Genomic DNA, 22,281 nt, shown 5'->3' with positions numbered 1-22,281 from the left:
TCTTACGAATCGGGAGCCGGGCGCCCGAAGGGGATCTATCGTCGAAAGGGACGCCTCAACACTACGCCGTCCACACCTGCCCCCTCGTCCCCTCAACGCTTCGGAGAACCCCATGGCCATCGAGATCGATTCCTCCTCCCCCAAGTTCGCCGAGTACGCCGAACCCGGCCGCCTGGTGACCACCGAATGGCTCGCGGAGCGGCTCGGAACCCCGGGTCTCGTCGTGGTCGAGTCCGATGAGGACGTGCTGCTCTACGAGACCGGCCACATCCCGGGCGCGGTGAAGGTCGACTGGCACACCGAGCTCAACGACCCGGTCGTGCGCGACTACGTCGACGGTGCGGGGTTCGCCGAACTCCTCAGCCGCAAGGGCATCTCGCGCGACGACACCGTGGTCATCTACGGCGACAAGAACAACTGGTGGGCCGCCTATGCGCTCTGGGTCTTCTCGCTCTTCGACCACGAGGACGTGCGCCTGCTCGACGGCGGACGCGACCGCTGGATCTCGGAGGGACGCGAGGTCACCCGGGACGCCACGAACCGCCCTGCGACGGAGTACCCGATCGTCGAGCGCGACGACTCGATCATCCGGGCGTACAAGGAGGACGTGCTCGACCACATCGGCAGCCCGCTGATCGACGTGCGCTCCCCCGAGGAGTACAGCGGTGAGCGCACGACCGCTCCCGCCTATCCGGAGGAGGGCACTCTGCGCGCCGGCCACATCCCCACCGCGCAGAGCGTGCCGTGGGCGAAGGCCGTCGCCGAGGACGGCGGCTTCAAGAGCCGCGCAGAGCTCGACGCGATCTACCGCGACGGTGCCGGGCTGAAGGACGGCGACGACGTCGTGGCATACTGCCGCATCGGTGAGCGCTCCAGCCACACCTGGTTCGTGCTCAAGCACCTGCTCGGCTTCGAGAACGTGCGCAACTACGACGGCTCCTGGACCGAGTGGGGCAGCGCCGTGCGCGTCCCGATCGTCACGGGCGCCGAGCCCGGCTCGCTCTGACCGTGTGAGAATGGCAGGGATGAGCGCCAGCGACCTTCCCGACATCCTCGCCGACATCCGCGACGGCTTCCTCGAGACGCCCGAAGCGGATCGGCTGCTGCTCCTGCTGGAGTACTCCGACGAGCTTCCCGCGGTCTCCGAAGAGGTCGCGAACCACCCCGAGATGTGCGAGCGCGTCGCAGAGTGCCAGTCGCCGGTGTACATCTACGTCGAGGTGAACGACGACATCGTGACGATGCATGCGACGGCGCCGGAAGAGGCTCCGACGACGCGCGGGTTCGCCAGCATCCTCGTGCAGGGCCTCACCGGGCTCACGTCGGAGGAGGTGCTCGCCATCCCCGACGACTACCCGCAGTCGATCGGCCTCACCAAGGCCGTCTCACCGCTGCGGATCGGCGGCATGACCGGCATGCTGATGCGGGCGAAGAAGCAGGTCAGGCAGAAGCGCTGAACCCCTGCGCCTCGAGCCAGTCGGTGATCGCCCTCGTCCAGCCGTCCTGGTCGTAGTTCCAGATCTTCGTGTGACGGGCGACGCTGAACTCCGGCATGGTCACGAGATCGGGGCGAGCCTCCTGCAGCGCCGACGACGAGTCGATCGGCACGAACCCGTCGTCCACGCTGTGCAGGATGAGCATCGGTGCGGAGAGCTCTGACGCCCGCGCCACCATGTCCAGGCGGTCGAAGGAGATGGCGTCGTCCGCACCGCTGATGCGCGCGGTGAGCGGACGCTGGAGCGCGCCCATCGCGAGCTCGGGCAGGGGCGCGCGGACTCCGGCGATCCGGGCCTGGTACCGCAGCACGGTGCGCCAGTCGATCACCGGAGACTCCAGGATGAGCCCGACGATGCGGTCGCGGTAGCTGGAGCTGACCGCAGCCTGCAGCGACACTGCGCCGCCCATCGACCAGCCCATCAGGATGACGCGCTCGGCGCCGTGACGGAGCGCATAGGCGATCGCCGCATCGACATCACGCCATTCCGACGTGCCGAGCGCATAGGCACCCGCCCGACTGCGCGGCGCCTCCCCGTCGTTCCGGTACGACACGACGAGGTTCGGGAAGCCGGCCGCGTGCAGCACCGGCACCGCCCTCAGGCACTCGACGCGCGTAGCGCCCCGGCCGTGGACCTGGATCACCCAGGTCGAGGACGCCGCCGGGAAGTACCAGGCGGGACACGGCCCGGCAGGGGATCCGATGAGAACGTTCTGCCAAGGCAGATGCAGTTCGCTCGGGGAGGCGTAGTAGAAGCCGCTGAACCCCGCGCCGCGATCCACACGCGCGCCCGTCTCGATCTTCGTCAGCAGCTTGCGCCGCACACTGGTCGCGTCGGCACTGAGCACGGCACCGAGCTTCACGTAGCCGTAGGTGCCCGTCGTGAAGAGCCCGTATCGACCGGGCAGCTCGGTGTTGACCGTGCGCTCCAGCTCTATCGTCTGCGCACCGGTGTCGACCGCGAGGATCTGAGTGTCCATCGGCCGACGCATCGGGGTGACGACACGCCGTGCCACGCCGAAGACGAGGAACGACAGCGCGGCCCCGAGTGCGAGCAGCGCGGGGACAAGGAGTGCAACGGCGTGCCTGAGACTCTTCATCGCCTCCTGACTCTAGCCTGTTGCCGTGACCGCACATCCCGAGGTCGGGACCCCTTTCGACAGCGCCACGGCTGAATTGCGCGAGACCGCGTTCCGCGACGACATCACGGTGCGCGAGATCTCGACGCCTCAAGGCCTGGCGCCGTTCGCCATCGCGCTGGCCGCCGACGTGCGTCCGGAGGGCGACGGGGAGTCGATCTACGGCACGGGCCGCTTCGTCCTGCTCCACGATCCCGACGAGCCCGGAGCCTGGGGTGGAGCGTGGCGCATCGTGATCTTCGCGCAGGCTCCTCTGGAGAACGAGATCGGCACCGATCCCCTGCTGGCGGACGTGACGTGGTCCTGGCTGGTCGACGCACTCGACTCCCGGGACGCCGTCTACCACTCGGCATCCGGCACGTCGACCAAGACGCTGTCCAAGGGATTCGGCGGCCTCGCCGTCGAAGGCGACGGTGCACAGATAGAATTGCGGGCGTCCTGGACACCAGAGGGCCCGTTCCGACCGCACGTCGAAGCATGGGCCGAACTGGTCGGAATGCTGGCGGGACTTCCGCCGGGCTCCGAGGGCATCGCCGTGCTCGGCGCGCGAAAGGCTGTACGTGACTGAATACTCCGTGATCGCGGATGCTGAGGAGTTCCGCGCGGCGTGCGCCGTGCTCGCTGCCGGCACCGGGCCGGTCGCCGTCGACGTCGAGCGGGCGTCCGGCTTCCGCTACTCCCAGCGCGCCTACCTGGTGCAGGTGTTCCGGCGAGACGCGGGTGTCTTCCTGTTCGATCCCCCGGAGCTCGGCGACTTCTCGCCGCTCCAGGAGGCGATCGGCGACACGGAGTGGGTGTTCCACGCCGCGAGCCAGGACCTGCCGTCGCTCCGCGAGCTGCACCTGGAGCCCCCGTCCATCTTCGACACCGAGCTGGCCTCTCGGCTACTCGGGCACGAACGCGTCGGCCTCGCCGCCGTCGTCGAAGAGACGCTCGGGATCACGCTGAAGAAGGAGCACTCCGCGTCGGACTGGTCGACGCGCCCGCTTCCCGACTCCTGGCTCGACTACGCCGCCCTGGACGTGCTGCACCTGATCGACGTCCGCGATGCGCTCGTCGCCGAGCTCGAGGAGCAGGAGAAGACGGAGTTCGCCGCAGAGGAGTTCGCCGCCACCCTCACGCGCCTCCCCAAACCTGCACGCGAGGACCCGTGGCGCCGGTTGAGCGGACTGCATCAGGTGCGCGGATCGCGCAACCTCGCGGTCGCACGGTCGCTGTGGCAGGCCCGTGAGTCCTTCGCGCAGGATCAGGACGTCTCGCCCGGTCGCCTCGTGCCCGACCGATCGCTCGTCGCCGCGGTGATGGCGAATCCGCAGTCGAAGCAAGCTCTGGCCGGTGTGAAGGAGTTCCAGGGGCGGGCGAGCCGCACCCAGCTCGACCGCTGGTGGCAGGCCATCGTCGACGGCCGCGCCACCGAGGAGCTCCCCCGTGAGCGCGTCCCGAGCGACACTCTCCCCCCGCCTCGCGCCTGGTCGGACCGGAACCCGGAGGCGGATGCCCGGCTCAAGGCCGCGCGGCCCGTGGTGGAGGCTGTGGCGGAGGGACTGGGGATGCCGACAGAGAACCTGCTGACGCCGGAGTTCCTGCGCCGCGTCGCGTGGGATGTGCCCGGCGAGACCGCCGACGACATCGCATCGGCGCTCACGGCCCTCGGCGCACGCCCGTGGCAGGTTGAACAGACTGCACAGAAGATCGCCGATGCCTTTGTAGAGGCGGCGCAAACGCCCGACACGACGCCCGCACCCGCTTCGTAGGTTCGATCCAACCGATTCTTCCCGGTTTCTGCGGCTTCATAGACTGAGGCGACCGCACAAACTTGGAGGCAGAGTGGCCGAGATCTCGGACGTCTTCTTCGTCGATGGAGTGCGCACCCCCTTCGGGCGCGCCGGCGAAAAAGGCATGTACTGGAACACCCGCGCTGATGACCTCGCCGTGAAGGCGACCATCGGCCTCATGGAGCGCAACGCCGCCGTCCCGGCCGACCGTATCGACGATGTCGCCATCGCCGCGACGAGCCAGACCGGCGACCAGGGGCTCACGCTCGGCCGTTCGGTGGCGATCCTCGCAGGGCTTCCGCAGACCGTTCCCGGCCTCGCCGTCGAGCGCATGTGCGCCGGCGCCATGACCAGCGTCACCACCATGGGTGCATCGATCGGCGTCGGCATGTACGACTTCGCCCTCGCCGGTGGCGTCGAACACATGGGGCACCACCCGATCGGCGCCAACGCCGACCCGAACCCGCGCTTCGTGGCCGAGAAGATGGTCGACCCCGGCGCCCTCAACATGGGTGTCACGGCCGAGCGCATCTTCGACCGCTTCCCGCACCTCACCAAGGAGCGGTCCGACCGCTTCGGCATGCTGAGCCAGCACAGGGTGCAGGCGGCGTACGACGCGGGCAAGATCCAGCCCGATCTGGTCTCCGTCGCCACCAAGGGCGCCGACGGCGCCTGGGGTCTCGCGACCGAGGACGAGGGCCGTCGCCCGCAGACGACCATGGAGGATCTGGCCGCGCTGAAGACGCCGTTCCGTCCTCACGGTCGCGTCACCGCCGGCACCTCCTCTCCGCTCACCGACGGCGCGACCATGTCGCTGCTGGCCGGGGGCGGTGCGGTGAAGGAGTTCGGACTCGCCCCCAAGATGCGCATGGTCTCGTTCGCCTTCGCGGGCGTGCAGCCAGAGATCATGGGCATCGGACCGATCCCGTCCACGGAGAAGGCCCTGAAGAAGGCCGGTCTCACGATCTCCGACATCGGGCTCTTCGAGCTGAACGAGGCCTTCGCCATCCAGGTGATCTCCCTGCTCGACCACTTCGGCATCGCCGACGACGACCCCCGCGTCAACCAGTGGGGCGGCGCGATCGCGCTCGGCCACCCGCTCGCGGCATCCGGCGTTCGTCTCATGATCCAGCTCGCGGCGCAGTTCGCCGAGCGCCCCGACGTCCGCTACGGCCTGACCGCCATGTGCGTCGGCCTCGGCCAGGGCGGCTCGGTCATCTGGGAGAACCCGCACTTCGACGGAAAGAAGAAGAAGTAGTGAGTTACGACGACATCGACTTCTCCCCCATCCAGGCGCTCACCGAGGGCGAGGTCATCACGCAGTCGCCCGTGCGCGACATCCGTCTCGCCTCCGGCAAGGTGCTGGCGCTGATCACGCTCGACAACGGGCGCGACCACAACCGGCCGAACACGCTGGGCCCGGCGACCCTCACCCAGCTGGGCGAGACACTCGCCGGTCTCAAGGCCCGTGCGGCGGGCGGCGAGATCCAGGCCGTCGGCATCACCGGCAAGCAGTACATCCTGGCGGCCGGCGCCGACCTGTCCGACATCAGCAAGGTCGGGTCGCGCGACAACGCACGACTGATCGCGCAGCTCGGCCACAAGGTGCTCGGCTCGATCTCCGAGCTGGGCGTGCCGTCGTTCGCCTTCGTGAACGGACTCGCGCTCGGCGGCGGACTCGAGATCGCGCTGAACTCGACCTACCGCACGGTCGACTCGTCCGCGGCCGCGATCGCGCTGCCCGAGGTCTTCCTCGGGATCATCCCCGGCTGGGGCGGTGCGTACCTGCTGCCGAACCTGATCGGGATCGAGAACGCCCTCGAGGTCGTCATCTCGAATCCGCTCAAGCAGAACCGCATGCTGAAGCCGCAGCAGGCGTTCGACCTGGGGATCGTCGACGCGATCTTCCCCGCGGCGAACTACCTCGAGAACTCGCTCGCGTGGGCTGACGCGGTGCTCGGCGGCAAGAAGGTCGAGCGCAAGAACGAGCCGGGCAAGATCGAGCGCCTCACCAAGTGGCCGATCGCCATCAAGATGGCCCGCGGCATGCTCGAGTCGAAGATCGGCACCGTCCCGAAGTCGCCGTACGCGGCCCTCGACCTGCTCGACAAGGCCAAGAGCGGCACCAAGGCCGAGGGCTTCGCGCGTGAGGACGAGGCGCTCGCCGAGCTCGTCACGGGCGACCAGTTCGCGGCCTCCATGTACGCCTTCGACCTCGTGCAGAAGCGCGCGAAGCGTCCGGTCGGGGCTCCCGACAAGGAGCTCGCGAAGAAGGTCACGAAGGTCGGCATCATCGGCGCCGGTCTCATGGCCAGCCAGTTCGCTCTGCTGTTCGTACGCAAGCTGCAGGTGCCGGTGCTCATCACCGACCTCGACCAGGCTCGCGTCGACAAGGGTGTCGCGTACATCCACGAGGAGATCGGCAAGCTCGAGACCAAGGGCCGCCTGGACTCCGACTCCGCGAACAAGCTCCGGGCGCTTGTGACCGGCACGACCGACAAGAGCCTCTATGCGGACTGCGACTTCGTGATCGAAGCCGTCTTCGAAGAGGTCGGCGTGAAGCAGCAGGTGTTCGGCGAGATCGAGAAGATCATCGCCGACGATGCGATCCTGGCGACGAACACCTCGTCTCTCTCGGTCGAGGAGATCGGCTCGAAGCTCGAGCACCCGGAGCGTCTCGTCGGCTTCCACTTCTTCAACCCGGTGGCCGTGATGCCGCTCATCGAGATCGTGAAGACGCCTTCCACGGTGGATGCCGCCCTGTCGACAGCCTTCATCGTCGCGAAGAACCTGGGCAAGAACGCGGTGCTGACCGCCGACGCTCCCGGTTTCGTCGTGAACCGGCTCCTCGCCAAGGTGATGGGCGAAGCCGCTCGTGCCGTCTACGAGGGCACGCCGATCGCCGACGTCGAGAAGGCGTTCGGCCCGCTCGGTCTGCCGATGGGTCCGTTCCAACTGATCGACCTGGTCGGTTGGAAGGTCGCCGCGCACGTGCAGGACACGATGGTGCATGCCTTCCCCGACCGCTTCTACGCGAACGAGAATTTCCACGCTCTCGCCGCCCTCGACGCGGTCGTGGAGAAGGACAAGGGCGGCCGCGTCACCGGCTGGACGAAGCAGGCCGAGAAGCTGCTGAAGCCGGCCGTCGGCAAGGCCCCGGCCTCCGCGAGCACGATCCTGCAGCGTGTGCAGGACGGCCTCGCGACCGAGATCAAGCTGATGCTCGACGAGGGCGTGGTCCCCGAGGTCGAAGACATCGATCTCTGCCTCATCCTCGGCGCAGGCTGGCCCTTCATCGACGGCGGCGCTTCGCCGTACCTCGACCGTGAGGGCGCGTCGGAGCGGGCCTTCGGCGGATCGTTCCACACCCCGCAGATCCGCGGCATCGAGAGCCGCTGAGCGCTCTTCGAGACAGAACGGGGGTCACGCCGAGAGCGTGGCCCCCGTTTCTGCCTCAGGGGTCGGGAACCATCACGGTCAGCGCGGCTGCGCGCACGGCGATCGTGCACTCCTTCGTCGCGACGCGCTCTCCGTCGGCGTAGACGACGAGATCGGGTTCAGACACGGTGACCGTGCGAGCACGGCGATACGCCACCTCAGGAAGCGTCAGGTGGCTTCCCTGGAGCAGTCGCGGGAAGACCCGCAGAAGCCGCAGTCGTCCGAGCGCCTGGACCTGCACGACGTCGAGCAGTCCGTCGTCGGGCTCCGCGCCGACGCAGATCGGCATCCCGCCGCCGTAGCTGGCCGTGTTGCCGACGGCGATCAGGGTTCCCGGAGCGTCACGCTCGGGCTCCCCGTCGAGCGAGAGGCGGAACGCCATCGGACTCAGCCGGACGAGCTCGATGAGCAGCGCGAGGTAGTAACGCAATCGGCCGCGCGGCCAGCGCAGCCGGTCGGTCCGGTCGGTGACCTTCGCGTCGAAGCCCAGCGCGGCGATGGTCAGGAAGAGCCGGTTCGTTCCGCCGCTGCGCACCTCTCCGACGTCGACGACACGAGGTCGTCCGTTCAGGGCGAGCATCGCCGCGTCGCCCGGATCTTCGAGGGGCAGGCCCAGCGCGCGTGCGAAGTCGTTGCCGGTTCCCGCGGCGACGAACACGATCGGCACGGAGGATGCTGTGGCGACCTGCAGGATGCCCGAGAGCGTGCCATCCCCGCCGATCACCACCAATGCCGTCGGCCCCTCCTCCAGGGCGAGCGCCGCAAGCCGCGTGGTGTCCTCCGGCGACGCCCCCGCATACGCGCGGACGTCTGCACCCGCAGCTCGCAGCCGCTCGATGGCGGCGTCGGAAGCGTGGGCGGCACGTCCCTTTCCCGCGGAAGGATTGGTCAGCACGGCGATGTGCGCACTCACGTCGGTGTCTCCGGTCGGTCACGATGATCGGTCGCGCTCTTCGCTCCCGGAAATCAGTATCCCGCGTCACCGGCGCCGCGCGGGACGGACGCGCGAACGACGTCCCCGAGAACCGGCCACGAAATCCCGGTGAACATCCGGTGCGAGAGCCGACGCGGGAGCCTCATCCGCCCGACGCGGCATGCAGAGTAGGACCATGGACGCGATCTTCAGCATGTTCAGCAGCGGTGGCGCGATGGGTGGACTGGTCAAGACGGGGACCGCGGTGCTCACGACGCTGCTCGTCGTGCCGGCCATGCTGAAGCTGTTCATCGTCACCGTCGACGAGGGCTGGGCGGCGATCCGCACGCGGAACGGCAAGCCGATCATCCGCAGGGCACGGCTGGGCAAGGCGGGCACTCCCGGGGTCGGCGAGGTCGTCGTGCTGACACCCGGTTCGCACGGCGCGTTCCCGCTGTTCTACTGGTACAAGCTCATCGACGTGCGTTGCCGTGCGACCGATCTGCCGGCGCGACACCTCACCGCGGCATCCGGCCACCAGCATCTGGTGCATGCGTCGTTCGAATGGCGTCCGGTGGTCTCGGGTCGCGACCTGCGGGTCTTCGAGCTCGATGTGGTGAACGTCACGGAGCGGGCGGCGAACATCATCTCCGCGGCGCTGCGCGACGTGGTCCGCTCCCTCGAAGGCGCCGAGCTCCCCCGCAACGACGTGCTCAGCACGCAGGTCAGAGACGCCTGCACCGACAAGGTCCTCGCCGCCTGCGGTGTCGAGGTCGTCGACGTCCTCATCACGGGCGACGCGCTCACCGACGGCTATCTCCTGTCGCAGGCGATCCGCGGGGCGGAGAACGCCCCGGAGGTCGTCGCGGCGCTCCACGCCCTCAACTGAGAGCGGAAGCCGTCAGCGCCGCTCGTGGAGCGGCAGGTCGATCGCTGCGGTCTCGCCACCCTGACGCGCCACGGGGATGCGGGTGCCGAGCACCTGCGAGACGATGTCCTGCGCGATCTTCGAAGCGGTGAGCCCCGCATCCGCGAGGATCTCGTCGCGCGTGGCGTGATCGATGAACTCGTCGGGCAGACCCAGCTCGTCCACGGCGGTGTCGATTCCGGCCTCTCGCAGCACCTGACGGACCCGCGTGCCGATGCCGCCCACGCGGATACCGTCTTCGAGGGTGATCACGAGGCGATGCTGCGCGGCGAGGCTCACGACCGAGGGCTGCACGGGAATGGCCCAGCGCGGGTCGATGACGGTGGCGCCGATCCCCTGCGCACGGAGCCGATCCGCGACGTCCATCGCCAGGGCCGCGAACGGCCCGATCGCGACGATCAGCACGTCCTCGGACTCGCCGCGCGCGAGCACGTCGACGCCGTCTTCCAGGCGTTCGATCGCCGGAAGATCCTCCGCGATCGCCCCCTTCGGGAAGCGGATCACGGTGGGCGCGTCATCGACCTCGACGGCCTCGTCGAGGGCTTCGGTGAGGCGCGCGCCGTCGCGTGGTGCGGCGATGCGGATGTGCGGCACGATCTGCAGCATCGCCAGATCCCACATGCCGTGATGGCTCGGACCGTCGGGGCCGGTCACTCCGGCACGGTCGAGCACGAAGGTGACGCCCGCGCGGTGCAGGGCGACGTCCATCAGGACCTGGTCGAAGGCGCGGCCCATGAACGTGGCGTAGAGCGCGACGACGGGGTGCAGCCCGCCGAAGGCCAGACCCGCAGCGGAGGCGACCGCGTGCTGCTCGGCGATGCCCACGTCGTACACGCGGTCCGGGAAGCGCTCGGCGAAGGGTGCGAGACCGGTGGGACGCAGCATCGCCGCCGTCATCGCGATCACGTCGCTCCGGCGTTCGCCGACCGCGACGAGCGAATCGGAGAACACGTCGGTCCAGCCGCGACCGCCGGAGGACAGCTCTTCGCCGGTCACGGGATCTATGCGCCCGACGGCATGGAACTGGTCGGCTTCGTCGTCGCGGGCGGGCTGATAGCCGCGCCCCTTCTCGGTGATCGCGTGCACGATGACCGGAGCACCGTAGGACTTCGCGAGCTCGAGGGTCTCGAGGAGGGCGGACAGGTCGTGTCCGTCGACCGGGCCGAGGTACTTGATGTCGAGATTGGAATACAGCGCCTCGTTGTTGGTGAAGCGCGAGAGGAAACCGTGCGTGCCACCGCGGACTCCGCGGAAGACAGCACGTCCGACCGGCCCGAAGGTGCGGAACAGGCGATCCGACTTGTGGTGCAGCTCCTTGTACGCGGCCGCCGTCCGCACGCGGTTCAGATACCGCGACATGCCGCCGATCGTGGGAGCGTAGGAGCGGCCGTTGTCGTTCACGACGATGACCAGGTTGCGGTCGTTGTCGTCGGAGATGTTGTTCAGCGCTTCCCAGGTCATGCCGCCGGTCAGCGAGCCGTCGCCGACCACGGCGACGACGTGCCGGTCGGCCCGTCCGGTCGCAGTCAGCGCGCGCGACACACCGTCCGCCCAACTGAGCGAGCTCGACGCGTGCGACGACTCGACGACGTCGTGTGCGCTCTCGCTGCGCTGCGGGTATCCGGCGAGGCCGCCGCGCAGACGGAGGTGGGAGAAGTCCTGTCGGCCCGTGAGCAGCTTGTGCACGTAGGACTGGTGACCGGTGTCGAAGATGAACGGGTCGTCCGGTGACGAGAAGACACGGTGCAGGGCGATCGTCAGCTCGACGACGCCGAGGTTGGGGCCGAGATGGCCGCCGGTGCGGGACACGTTCTCGACGAGGAACTCGCGGACCTCCGCGGCGAGTTCCACCAGCTGTTCGGTGGACAGCGCGTCCAGATCACGGGGTCCTGAGATGCTCGGAAGAATGGGCATCTGCACCTCCTCACAGGCTCCGTCAGAGGCGCCCGACGAGAGCCGGACGTCCCCTCGATCCTACCCCGCTCATCCGGGAAAGCTCGGAGAGCAGCAGAGGGCTTGACACGCGGAAGGGGCCCGGATCACGTGATCCGGGCCCCTTCCGTCGAGCGATCAGACGAGCGAGCGCAGCACGTACTGCAGGATGCCGCCGTTGCGGTAGTAGTCCGCCTCACCGGGGGTGTCGATGCGGACGACCGCGTCGAACTCCACGGTCTGCTTGCCCTCGGGCGAGTTCTCGCTGGGGGCAGCGGTGACGCGCACGGTCTTGGGCGTGACACCGTTGTTCAGCTCTTCCAGGCCCGTGATCGAGACGATCTCGGTGCCGTCGAGGCCGAGCGACTCCCAACTCTCGCCAGCGGGGAACTGCAGCGGGACGACGCCCATGCCGATGAGGTTGGAGCGGTGGATGCGCTCGAAGCTCTCGGTGATGACGGCCTTGACGCCCAGCAGGCTCGTGCCCTTGGCCGCCCAGTCGCGCGACGAGCCGGAGCCGTACTCCTTGCCACCGAAGATGACGAGCGGCGTGCCCTGCTCCTGGTAGTTCATGCTCGCGTCGTAGATGTACGACTGCGGGCCACCCGGCAGCGTGAAGTCGCGGGTGAAGCCACCCTCGACGACCTGGCCGTCGTTGACCGCGGAGACCATCGCGTTCTTCAGGCGGATGTTCGCGAACGTGCCGCGGATCATGACCTCGTGGTTGCCGCGACGCGAGCCGAAGGAGTTGAAGTCCTTGCGATCGACGCCGTGCGCGGTGAGGTACTCCGCCGCGGGCGTGCCGGTCTTGATGTTTCCGGCCGGCGAGATGTGGTCGGTCGTGACCGAGTCGCCGAGCGTCGCCATCACGCGTGCACCCTGGATGTCGCTGACCGGAGTCAGCTCCATCGTCATGCCGTCGAAGTACGGGGCCTTGCGCACGTAGGTCGAGTTCTCGTCCCACTGGAAGATCGCGTCATCCGGGGTGGGGAGGCTCCGCCAGCGCTCGTCGCCGTCGAAGACGGTCGCGTACTGCTTGATGAACTGCTCACGCGAGATCGACGAGTCGACGAGCTCCTGCACCTCGGCCGGGGTGGGCCAGATGTCCTTGAGGAAGACGTCTTCACCGTCGGTGCCCTTGCCGAGAGCATCGTTCTCGAAGTCGAAGTGCATCGATCCGGCCAGCGCGTACGCGATGACCAGCGGCGGGCTGGCGAGGTAGTTCATCTTGACGTCGGGGCTGATGCGACCCTCGAAGTTGCGGTTTCCGGAGAGCACCGCGGTGACGGCCAGGTCGTGGTCGTTGATGGCCGCGGAGACCTCTTCGATCAGCGGACCGGAGTTTCCGATGCAGATCGTGCAGCCGTAGCCGACGGTGTAGAAGCCGAGGCCCTCGAGGTCCTTGTCGAGGCCGGACTTCTCGTAGTAGTCGGTGACGACCTTGGAACCCGGGCCGAGCGTGGTCTTGACCCACGGCTTCTGCTTGAGGCCCTTCTCCAGCGCCTTGCGCGCCACGAGACCGGCGGCGATCATGACCGACGGGTTCGACGTGTTGGTGCACGACGTGATCGCAGCCAGGGTCACGGCGCCGTTGTCGAGGATGTACTTCTCCCCCGACGGCGTGGTGACCGGCACCGGCTTGGAGGAGTTCGCAGGAGCGCCGCTGTTGATGTGCACCGGTCGCGTGTTCGGCTCTTCGTCGCCGGGCGCCTGCCCGGGATCGGATGCCGGGAAGGAGTGCTTCGACTCGAGATCCACGATCGAGTCCGAGGTGGACGCGGTCGCGTAGCCGAGGATGTCCTGCTCGAACTGCGCCTTCGCCTCGGAGAGGAGGATGCGGTCCTGCGGGCGCTTCGGTCCGGCGATCGAGGGCACGACGGTTCCGAGGTCGAGCTCGAGGTACTCGCTGAACGTCGGCTCGTGCGTGGCGTCGTGCCAGAGCTTCTGCTCCTTCGCGTACGCCTCGACCAGCGCCACGGCCTCCTCGCTGCGGCCGGTGAGGCGCAGGTAGTCCAGCGTCACGTCGTCGATCGGGAAGATCGCCGCCGTGGAGCCGAACTCGGGGCTCATGTTTCCGATGGTGGCGCGGTTGGCGAGCGGCACGGAGGCTACGCCCTCGCCGTAGAACTCGACGAACTTGCCGACCACGCCGTGCTGGCGCAGCAGTTCGGTGATCGTGAGCACGACGTCGGTCGCGGTCACGCCGGCGGGGATCTCGCCGCTGAGCTTGAAGCCGACGACGCGCGGGATGAGCATCGACACGGGCTGGCCGAGCATCGCAGCCTCGGCCTCGATGCCGCCGACGCCCCAGCCGAGCACGCCGAGGCCGTTCACCATGGTGGTGTGCGAGTCGGTGCCGACGCAGGTGTCGGGGTAGGCGCGGAGCACGCCGTCGACGTCGCGATCGTAGATGACCTTCGCCAGGTGCTCGATGTTCACCTGGTGGACGATGCCGGTTCCGGGCGGGACGACCTTGAAGTCGCTGAACGCCGTCTGGCCCCAGCGCAGGAACTGGTACCGCTCGCCGTTGCGCTCGTACTCGATCTCGACGTTGCGCTCGAGGGCGTTCTCAGAGCCGAAGAGATCGGCGATCACCGAGTGGTCGATCACCATCTCGGCGGGAGAGAGCGGGTTGATCTTGTTCGCGTCGCCGCCGAGGGCGGTGACGGCCTCACGCATCGTGGCGAGGTCGACGATGCAGGGAACACCGGTGAAGTCCTGCATGACCACGCGGGCCGGCGTGAACTGGATCTCGGTGTTCGGCTCCGCTGCGGCATCCCACGAGCCGAGGGCCTCGATCTGCGCCTTCGTCACGTTCGCGCCGTCCTCGGTGCGAAGCAGGTTCTCCAGGAGGACCTTGAGACTGAAGGGGAGCTTCTCGAAACCGGGCACCGTGTCGATGCGGAAGATCTCGTAGTCGGTGCTGCCGACCGTCAGGGTGCTCTGGGCACCGAAGCTGTTCACCGTGGACACGAATCCGTCTCCTTCTATTCGGATGGGAGCGACAGGCGCCTCCATCTTGCTCGCCAGCGAGCCCCTGCGGCTAGCAAGGCGGACCTAACCAGTCTGCTCCGCGCAGGTCGCCGGCGAAAGCCTGCAATTTATCTTGATGTCAAGATAAATCTATCATGCCTCGACGGGTTCGTCATTCTGCGGCGCACGCGGATAGAGAGCCCGCACGACCAGCCAGGTGACCGCGATCAGCGGTGCGAACAGGGGCAGGCCCATGATGAGCTTGAGGGTGCCGAGGGCTGTGACCTGCTCGGTCAGATACAGCGGAAGCTGCACGGCGAGGCGCGCGAAGAAGAGCGCAGACCAGGCGATGCCGAGCCAGAAGAAGGCGCGGCGCTTGCGCCGGTCGCGTCGCCACGCGGTGCCCTCCCCCATCAGGAATCCCGCGGCGATGCCGATCAGCGACCAGCCGATCAGCGCCGATACGAGGATCGCGGTCCCGTAGGCCGCGTTCGTGATGAGGCCGGGGACGAAGTTGTCCTGCCCGCGCCCGGTCCACAGGGCCAACGCCGCGGCAGCTGCGGCGGCGATCAGCCCGCCGAGCGCCGCCGACGGCGGAGATTTCTGCACGAGGCGCACGATCGTGAACAGCGCGGCGAGACCGACCGACACACCCAGCGCGAGGATCAGGGGCTCGGGGCGGATCGTGAAGATGATCACGAAGGCCAGGCTCGGGAGCACCGACTCGAGGATGCCGCGCCACCCGCCGATCGCGGACCACACCACCTTCTGCGTGCTCGCGCCCTCGGCCGGGTCGAGGCCTGCACGACGTGCCGCGCCGCCCAGGGCCGCGCCGAGGATGTCCGACGCGCTCTGCTCGCGTTCGGCGCCGGGTTCGGGGGTGCTCACGCCGATCCCGGGGTCGCCGGCATCTTCAGGGGGATCAGGTCGCGCGGAGGCATGGGGGCGCTGCCGCGGACGACGACGATCGAGCGGAAGAGGTCCTCGACCTTGGCGGCGGCGTCGGGGTCGGATGCACCCGCTCCGCCGATCACGCCGCGGAGGAACCACCGCGGGCCGTCGATGCCGATGAACCGCGCCAGCCGCAGGCCGGAGCCTTCGTTCGCGGTCGCGGGCACCTCGGCGAGCAGCTCCTTGCCGAGTGCGCCGTCGCGCTCCTCGACACGGCCGCCCTGCGCCTTGACCTGGTCGCGCAGCTGCACCCGGGTCTCATCCCAGAGACCGCCGGAGCGCGGTGCGGCGAACGGCTGGACCTGCAGCGAGGAGTCCGCGTAGTCGAGCCCGACGGCGACGATGCGCTTGGACTGCTCCTCCACCTCGAGGCGGAGGTTGAGCCCCTCGCGCGGCAGGATCTTGATGCCGCCGAGATCGATGTACGGCCGAACCGGGTTCGCCTCGGAGTCGTCGAACGGGCCCACGGTGGAGCGGTCTTCGGGTGCCGACTTCGAGGGGGTCGCGTTGTTGTCAGTCATGTGCCTGTCCTGCTTCGTTCTTCTGGAGCCCTGCCTGGTATCCGGTGGAGCCGAATCCACCGTCGCCGCGGACGCTGTCGGGCAGCTCGTCGACCGGGATGAACGTGGCACGTGTCACGGGCATGACGATCAGCTGCGCGATGCGATCGCCGACGGCGACATCGTACGCGCTGCGGATATCCGTGTTGATCAGGCTCACCTTGATCTCGCCGCGGTATCCGGCATCCACCGTGCCGGGAGAGTTCACGATGGAGATGCCGTGCTTCGCCGCGAGGCCGCTGCGCGGGACGACGAATGCCGCGTAGCCGTCGGGAAGCGCGATGCGCACGCCGGTCGCGACGAGAGCGCGCTCTCCGGGCTCGAGACGCACGGCCTCCGCGGCCACCAGGTCGGCGCCGGCATCGCCCGGGTGCGCGTATCCCGGGACCACAGCGGCGATAATGGGGACATCAACGGAATCGGTCACCCCATGAGGCTAATGCAGAACACCGCCACAGACGCACGTCCGCGCTACCGCGAAAGGCTCGCTCCGAGCCTCCGGCTGCTCGTGACCGTCGCGCTCGCAGGACCCATGGTCTCGCTCATCTTCGTGCCCGTCGGCTCGACCGTCGCGCTGATCGTCGGCGCCGCGGTGTCTGCGCTTCTCGTGGTCGCCTTCATCGCGGCCACCCCGGTCGTCTCCGTCGTCGGGACGGTCCTTCGCGCCGGACGCGCGCACATCGACGTCCGGCACCTCGGCGAGCCCGTCGCGCTGACCGGCGACGAGGCGCGGCAGGCCCGCGGCCCCGGCCTGCCGGCACGCGGCTGGCACCTGATCCGCGGCGGCATCGACGGCATCGTGATCGTCCCGAACACGGACCAGGACGACCCGGTGGAGGCCTGGACCATCTCCAGCCGGACGCCGGACCGTCTCGCCGCCGCCATCCGCGCCGCCCGCTGAGGAATCGCCCCGGGTACGACAGCGCGCCCCTGATCGGAATGATCGGGGGCGCGTGAGACGTCGCTCAGAGGGCTACTGCTTACGCAGCGCACTCCTTGCAGATGGGCCCGGATGCGCCCTCGTGGTCGAGCTGTGAACGGTGCTTCACGAGGAAGCAGTTCATGCACGTGAATTCGTCCTGCTGCGCGGGCAGCACGACGACGTCGAGCTCGAGGTCGGAGAGGTCGGCACCCGGCAGGTCGAAGCTCGACGGGTTGTCGGAATCCTCGTCCCCGCTTGAGCCGGAGGATTTGTCCGGCACACGCTCCTTGAGGGCTTCGATCGACTCGGAGTCGTCTTCACTCTTTCGGGGAGCGTCGTAATCGGTTGCCATGCGGTAGATCTCCACTTTCATGGTGCGAGTGGGTGGTGCGCCGTCGGGTAATCGGCGGCCATAGTTTGCACGACCCGAACGCAATAAGCAAATGCCGGTCCGTGCGACATACCAAACTCACGGCACGCCCAGGGTATTCCCGGCCGCGACGGCGGTCGCGTGGCACCATGAACGCACACCCACCAGAGGGGCATTCGCATGGAAAACGTCACCATCGTCGGCACAGAGGCAGGAGTGCTCGTACTCGCCACCGAGTCGGGCGAGCGGTTCGCGCTGCCCATCGACGACGTGCTGCAGCGCGAGATCCGTCGCGCCACTCGACAGGCAGAACCCGCCGGTCATCGACTCGCCGCGAGTCCTCGCGACATCCAGGCCCAGATCCGCGCCGGACTGACCGCGATCGAGGTGTCCGAGCTCCTCGGCATCAGCGTCGACGACGTCGTCCGGTTCGAGGGGCCCGTCCTCGCCGAGCGCGAGCACGTCATCGGTCAGGCCCTCGCCGTTCCGGTCCTGATCGGGAGCGAGGTCGAGCCCGACGCCCAGCCCACCTTCGGCGCCGCCGTGCGCGACAAGCTCGCCGAGGTCGCCGCCTCCGCGGAGCGCTGGGTGAGCTGGAAGGAGGACACGGGCTGGGTCATCAAGCTCGAGTTCACCGCGAACGACGTCGACCACGATGCCCGCTGGAGCTTCGACCCTCGTCGCAGCGCGCTGTCGCCGCTCAACGCAGACGCCACGCAGCTCTCCCGCCAGGGGTCCCTTCCCGAGGGCCTGATCCCCCGCCTGCGGGCCGTGGACCCGGAGCGCACGTCCTCGCCGTACAAGGACGAGAGCCGCTTCGACTCCGGAGCGTTCGGTCCTCGCCTGCTCCCCCATCCCGAGGGCGTCGACGAGCCCGCTCTGCCGGAGCGCTCGAATGCCGCCGCACAGGATGCCGCGATCAACCGCGCGCCGGAGTCGCAGAAGACGAACCCCGAGACGGCTGATCTGCTCGAAGCGCTGCGTCGCCGCCGCGGTCAGCGGGAGACAGCTCCCCTCATCGACGACGTCGATGAGGACGACCACCTCGACCAGACTCCGATCTCCCTGTTCGACGCCTTCGACCAGCCGGCAGAAGAGCCGGAGCCCCCGCAGCCGGCCGCGCCGTCGTCATCCGCAGACGCGGGAGACGGGGGCGGACGCCGTCGGCGGCGGAACGCGATGCCGTCGTGGGACGAGATCGTCTTCGGCGCGCGCACCGACGAGTAGCGCTCGGCCTGACGTCTCGGCTCAGCGCGCGAACGGTCTCAGCGCGCGAACGCACCGAGCCTGATCAGCGGAACCTGACGCTCCTCCGGCGTCAGGGCGCCGTGCTGTCCGATCATGCCTCGCCCGCGCTGATCGGATGCCGTGCCGTCGTACACGGCCGCAGCACCCCGCGCCACGGCCAGAAGGTCGCCGATCCGGGATGACGCTGCGGCGCTGACGGTCGGCCCGAACAGGCCATGGCCGATCGCCTCGTCGCGGGTGAGCACATCGGCCACACCCTCGAGGTCGGCGCGCCAGCGGGCGGTCACGGCGGCGGCATCGGCATCCTGTTCCAGGTACACGTGCAGCATCCGCGGCTCGCCGCCGACATGGCGGATGCCAGCGAGATGCTCTTCCTCGAGCACGACCTGCCGGTTCGAGGGCACGTCGACCATGCCGTGGTCTGACGTGACGAGCACGCCGACGCCCGGCGGGACGCGCACCGCGAGAGCGGCGTCGATGTCTTCCAGCGCGGTCACCCATTCGGGCGAATCGACGCCGTGCCGGTGACCGGCCTTGTCGACCTCGGGCAGATAGCAGTACACGAGGGAGCCCGGATGCCGCTGCGCGAGGTCGTACGCGGTCGCCACGCGGTCTGCGGGGGTCGTGGCAGCGACGAACTCCGCGCCCCGCAGCGTCGCCTTCGTGAACCCGCTCCGGGCGTAGGCGGCGACACCCACGGCGAAGCTCTCGTGCCCCGCGGCCCCAGCACGCTCGAAGATCGTGGACGCCGGCTGCCAGGTGAGCGGGTCGATCCCGTCCGTCTCCCAACCGCTCAGCTGATTGACCAGGACGTCGCGGCTCGGATCGAGCACGCGATATCCAACCAGGCCGTGCTCGCCGGGCCACACACCGGTGACGATGCTCGTGAGCGCGGCCGCCGTCGTCGACGGGAAGACCGAATGCGCGACGTCGCGCTTCGGCATGCCCGAGGTCAGCGCCCGGGCGTGCCCGGCATGCGCCCGCAGAGTGATCGCGCCGAGCCCGTCGATCACGACGAGCACCACCGATTCCGCACGCGGCAGCACCTCGGATTCGCCCCGGAGAGCGGCGAACAGGTCACCCGCCACCCCGACGACGCTCCGGGCACTGGGCGACTCGGACGGTAGCATGAGGGACATCCGAGCCAGTCTGACACAGGCTCCTTCACGCCCCCAGGAAGTCCATGCCGAAAACCCCGCCGCCCGAGCCCGTCGAGGAACGCATCCAGGACATCGACCTCTCCAGCGAGATGCAGGGCTCGTTCCTCGAATACGCGTACTCGGTCATCTACTCGCGCGCCCTGCCCGACGCGCGCGACGGTCTCAAGCCCGTACAGCGCCGCATCCTCTACCAGATGGCGGAGATGGGCCTGCGGCCGGATCGCGGGCACGTGAAGAGCGCCCGCGTCGTCGGCGAGGTCATGGGAAAGCTGCATCCCCACGGCGACACCGCGATCTACGACGCACTCGTGCGCCTCGCACAGGAGTGGGCCCTGCGGGTGCCCCTGGTCGACGGGCACGGCAACTTCGGCTCCCTCGACGACGGCCCCGCCGCGGCGCGTTACACCGAGGCGCGCCTCGCCGCGCCGGCCATGGCCCTGACCGAGAACCTCGACGAAGACGTCGTCGACTTCATCCCGAACTACGACGGCCAGTTCCAGCAGCCGGCCGTGCTGCCCGCAGCGTTCCCGAACCTCCTGGTCAACGGCGCCAGCGGCATCGCCGTCGGCATGGCGACCAACATGGCGCCGCACAACCTCATCGAGGTCGTGGCCGCCGCGACGCACCTGCTCGAGAACCCGGATGCCACGACGGAAGAGCTCATGGAGTTCGTCCCGGGTCCGGACTTCCCGTCCGGCGGCATCCTGATGGGGCTCGACGGCGTCAAGGACGCCTACATGAACGGTCGCGGCGCCCTCAAGGTGCGCGGCAAGGTCTCGGTCGAACCTCTCGGCCCTCGGCGCACCGGCATCATCGTCTCCGAGCTGCCGTACATGGTCGGCCCCGAGCGCCTCATCGAGAAGATCCGCGACGCGGTGCAGGCGAAGAAGCTGCAGGGCATCAGCGATGTCACCGACCTCACCGACCGCAACCACGGTCTGCGTGTGGCGATCGGCATCAAGACCGGCTTCGACCCGAACGCCGTGCTCGAGCAGCTCTACCGGCTGACCCCGCTGGAGGATTCCTTCAGCATCAACAACGTCGCGCTCGTCGACGGGCAGCCGCGCACCCTCGGCCTCAAGGAGATGCTGAGCGTCTACGTGGGCCACCGCCTCGAGGTCATCACGCGGCGCAGCCGGTACCGCCTGGCTCGCCGCGAGGAGCGTCTGCACCTCGTCGAGGGCCTGCTCATCGCGATCCTCGACATCGACGAGGTCATCCAGGTCATCCGCTCCTCCGACGACTCGGAGCAGGCCCGCACACGCCTGCGTTCGGTGTTCGACCTGAGCGAGCTGCAGGCGGAGTACATCCTCGAGCTGCGCCTGCGCCGGCTCACCAAGTTCTCCCGCATCGAGCTCGAGGCCGAGCGCGACTCCCTCCTCGCGGAGATCGCCTCCCTCCGGGAGCTGCTCGACAGCCCCGCGCTGCTGCGCGCCGTCGTGGCACAGGAGCTCGACGCTGCGGCCGACGCGTACGGCACCCCGCGCCGGACGCTGCTGATGAACGCCGCTCCCCCGAAGCCGCGCGCCACGAAGGGTGCGGTCGATCTGCAGATCGCCGACGCCCCGACCCTCCTCGTGCTCTCGACGACCGGCCGCGCCGTGCGCATCGACGCCGTCGAAGGGCAGGAGCTCAACGCACCGGCCCGCCGGAGCAAGCACGACGCGATCCTCACCACCGTCGAGACCACCGTGCGTGCCGAGCTGGGAGCGCTCACCAGCGCCGGACGCGTCATGCGCTTCTCCCCCGTCGATCTGCCCTCCGTGCCGTCGTCGTCCGTGCAGCTCGCCGCCGGGACGCCGCTCCGCGACTACCTCGGCCTGCTGTCGAAGAACGAGCGGATCATCGGGTTCGTGCGCTTCGACAGCGAGACCCCGATCGCGCTCGGCACGGCTCAGGGCACCGTCAAGCGGATCGTCCCGTCGACCCTGCCGGTCCGTCCCGAACTCGAGGTCATCGGCATGAAGCCCGGCGACACCGTCGTCGGCGCGGCCGACGCACCCGACGATGCCGAGCTCGTGTTCGTCACGACCGACGCGCAGCTGCTGCACTTCGCCGCTTCCGCCGTCCGCCCGCAGGGCGCTCCCGCGGGCGGTATGGCCGGCGTCAAGCTCTCCGCCGGCGCCTCGGTGCTGTTCTTCGGCGTCGTCGACCCGGGTGCGGACGCCGTGGTCGCCACGGTCTCCGGCGGCGACAGCATCCTTCCCGGCACCGATCCGGGACGGGCGAAGCTGACCCCGTTCACGGAGTACCCCGCGAAGGGCCGCGCGACCGGCGGTGTGCGGGCGCATTCGTTCCTGAAGGGCGAGGACCGGCTCACGGTCGCCTGGGTGGGCCCGACGCCCGCACAGGCCGTCGACCCGACCGGCGCGGTGCGCAAGCTCCCCGAGCCCGGCGCCCGCCGCGACGCTTCCGGTCAGCCGATCGACGGTGTCATCGGCAGCATCGGCCGCACGATCGTCTGACCTCGGTCGTCG

The 22,281-nt window shown here is 68.9% G+C and carries 19 protein-coding genes; 10 read left to right on the top strand and 9 right to left on the bottom strand.

Annotated features, from left to right (window positions below; translation table 11 throughout):
- Positions 1 to 112: 112 nt before the first annotated feature.
- On the top strand, positions 113 to 1,006 hold the full coding sequence (locus LC452_RS20975; protein ID WP_223628794.1) for a sulfurtransferase: 894 nt from the start codon (positions 113 to 115) through the stop codon (positions 1,004 to 1,006).
- 19 nt (positions 1,007 to 1,025) lie between these two features.
- Entirely contained in the window at positions 1,026 to 1,457 is a 432-nt protein-coding gene (locus LC452_RS20970; protein WP_223628793.1) for a SufE family protein, read from the top strand.
- Here LC452_RS20970 and LC452_RS20965 read toward each other — a convergent pair.
- Positions 1,441 to 2,595 (bottom strand): S9 family peptidase, encoded by a 1,155-nt coding sequence (locus LC452_RS20965; RefSeq protein ID WP_223628792.1) that lies wholly within the window; start codon positions 2,593 to 2,595, stop codon positions 1,441 to 1,443. The two genes, LC452_RS20970 and LC452_RS20965, sit on opposite strands and share 17 nt — an antisense overlap.
- Before the next feature lie 25 nt (positions 2,596 to 2,620).
- Here LC452_RS20965 and LC452_RS20960 point away from each other — a divergent pair, with 25 nt between their 5' ends.
- The 4 genes from LC452_RS20960 (at position 2,621) to LC452_RS20945 (ending at position 7,808) form a co-directional block, all read left to right on the top strand.
- Entirely contained in the window at positions 2,621 to 3,202 is a 582-nt protein-coding gene (locus LC452_RS20960; protein ID WP_223628791.1) for a DUF3000 domain-containing protein, read from the top strand.
- Positions 3,195 to 4,388: a ribonuclease D gene (locus LC452_RS20955; RefSeq protein WP_223628789.1), complete on the top strand. Its 1,194-nt coding sequence runs from the start codon at positions 3,195 to 3,197 to the stop codon at positions 4,386 to 4,388. The genes LC452_RS20960 and LC452_RS20955 overlap by 8 nt, the downstream gene beginning before the upstream one ends.
- 73 nt (positions 4,389 to 4,461) lie before the next feature.
- Complete coding sequence (locus LC452_RS20950) at positions 4,462 to 5,667, top strand: thiolase family protein (RefSeq protein WP_223628788.1); 1,206 nt, start codon at positions 4,462 to 4,464, stop codon at positions 5,665 to 5,667.
- Positions 5,667 to 7,808, top strand: a complete 2,142-nt coding sequence (locus LC452_RS20945) for a 3-hydroxyacyl-CoA dehydrogenase NAD-binding domain-containing protein (protein WP_223628786.1) — start codon at positions 5,667 to 5,669, stop codon at positions 7,806 to 7,808. The genes LC452_RS20950 and LC452_RS20945 overlap by 1 nt, the downstream gene beginning before the upstream one ends.
- A gap of 55 nt (positions 7,809 to 7,863) precedes the next feature.
- Here LC452_RS20945 and LC452_RS20940 read toward each other — a convergent pair whose 3' ends face one another.
- Complete coding sequence (locus LC452_RS20940) at positions 7,864 to 8,760, bottom strand: YegS/Rv2252/BmrU family lipid kinase (protein WP_223628784.1); 897 nt, start codon at positions 8,758 to 8,760, stop codon at positions 7,864 to 7,866.
- A gap of 196 nt (positions 8,761 to 8,956) precedes the next feature.
- Here LC452_RS20940 and LC452_RS20935 point away from each other — a divergent pair, with 196 nt between their 5' ends.
- Complete coding sequence (locus LC452_RS20935; protein WP_223628783.1) at positions 8,957 to 9,649, top strand: SPFH domain-containing protein; 693 nt, start codon at positions 8,957 to 8,959, stop codon at positions 9,647 to 9,649.
- A 12-nt stretch (positions 9,650 to 9,661) separates the two neighbouring features.
- Here LC452_RS20935 and dxs read toward each other — a convergent pair whose 3' ends face one another.
- The 5 genes from dxs to dut all read right to left on the bottom strand — a co-directional run bounded on the left by dxs (position 9,662) and on the right by dut (position 16,531).
- Positions 9,662 to 11,602, bottom strand: a complete 1,941-nt coding sequence (dxs, locus tag LC452_RS20930; RefSeq protein ID WP_223628781.1) for a 1-deoxy-D-xylulose-5-phosphate synthase — start codon at positions 11,600 to 11,602, stop codon at positions 9,662 to 9,664.
- Between the two features lie 156 nt (positions 11,603 to 11,758).
- Entirely contained in the window at positions 11,759 to 14,593 is a 2,835-nt protein-coding gene (locus LC452_RS20925) for an aconitate hydratase (RefSeq protein ID WP_308116491.1), read from the bottom strand.
- A 153-nt stretch (positions 14,594 to 14,746) separates the two neighbouring features.
- Positions 14,747 to 15,481 carry a DUF3159 domain-containing protein gene (locus LC452_RS20920; RefSeq protein WP_223628773.1) on the bottom strand — a complete coding sequence of 245 codons (735 nt, stop codon included), beginning with the start codon at positions 15,479 to 15,481 and terminating at the stop codon, positions 14,747 to 14,749.
- A complete protein-coding gene (locus LC452_RS20915) occupies positions 15,478 to 16,065 on the bottom strand; it encodes a DUF3710 domain-containing protein (protein WP_223628771.1) in 588 nt (195 codons plus the stop codon). Before LC452_RS20915 ends, LC452_RS20920 begins: the two co-directional genes overlap by 4 nt.
- Positions 16,058 to 16,531: a dUTP diphosphatase gene (gene dut, locus LC452_RS20910; RefSeq protein WP_168429274.1), complete on the bottom strand. Its 474-nt coding sequence runs from the start codon at positions 16,529 to 16,531 to the stop codon at positions 16,058 to 16,060. Before dut ends, LC452_RS20915 begins: the two co-directional genes overlap by 8 nt.
- A gap of 12 nt (positions 16,532 to 16,543) precedes the next feature.
- Between dut and LC452_RS20905 the strand changes: the two genes are divergently transcribed.
- Positions 16,544 to 17,005 carry a DUF3093 domain-containing protein gene (locus tag LC452_RS20905; protein WP_223628770.1) on the top strand — a complete coding sequence of 154 codons (462 nt, stop codon included), beginning with the start codon at positions 16,544 to 16,546 and terminating at the stop codon, positions 17,003 to 17,005.
- Positions 17,006 to 17,084: 79 nt separating this feature from the next.
- Here LC452_RS20905 and LC452_RS20900 read toward each other — a convergent pair whose 3' ends face one another.
- A complete protein-coding gene (locus LC452_RS20900) occupies positions 17,085 to 17,378 on the bottom strand; it encodes a DUF4193 domain-containing protein (RefSeq protein ID WP_136055362.1) in 294 nt (97 codons plus the stop codon).
- A 198-nt stretch (positions 17,379 to 17,576) separates the two neighbouring features.
- Here LC452_RS20900 and sepH point away from each other — a divergent pair, with 198 nt between their 5' ends.
- Complete coding sequence (sepH, locus tag LC452_RS20895) at positions 17,577 to 18,623, top strand: septation protein SepH (RefSeq protein ID WP_223628768.1); 1,047 nt, start codon at positions 17,577 to 17,579, stop codon at positions 18,621 to 18,623.
- A 38-nt stretch (positions 18,624 to 18,661) separates the two neighbouring features.
- On the opposite strand, the gene LC452_RS20890 is transcribed toward sepH, so the two are convergent.
- Complete coding sequence (locus LC452_RS20890) at positions 18,662 to 19,783, bottom strand: alkaline phosphatase family protein (RefSeq protein WP_223628767.1); 1,122 nt, start codon at positions 19,781 to 19,783, stop codon at positions 18,662 to 18,664.
- A gap of 44 nt (positions 19,784 to 19,827) precedes the next feature.
- Here LC452_RS20890 and LC452_RS20885 point away from each other — a divergent pair, with 44 nt between their 5' ends.
- The gene (locus LC452_RS20885) at positions 19,828 to 22,269 is read left to right on the top strand and encodes a DNA topoisomerase (ATP-hydrolyzing) subunit A (protein ID WP_223628766.1); all 2,442 of its coding nucleotides are present in this window, start codon (positions 19,828 to 19,830) and stop codon (positions 22,267 to 22,269) included.
- The last annotated feature ends 12 nt before the right edge of the window (positions 22,270 to 22,281 follow it).

The organism is Microbacterium sp. EST19A (assembly GCF_019969685.1).
Lineage (GTDB): Bacteria > Actinomycetota > Actinomycetes > Actinomycetales > Microbacteriaceae > Microbacterium.
This window is presented reverse-complemented; position numbering and strand designations above follow the sequence as displayed.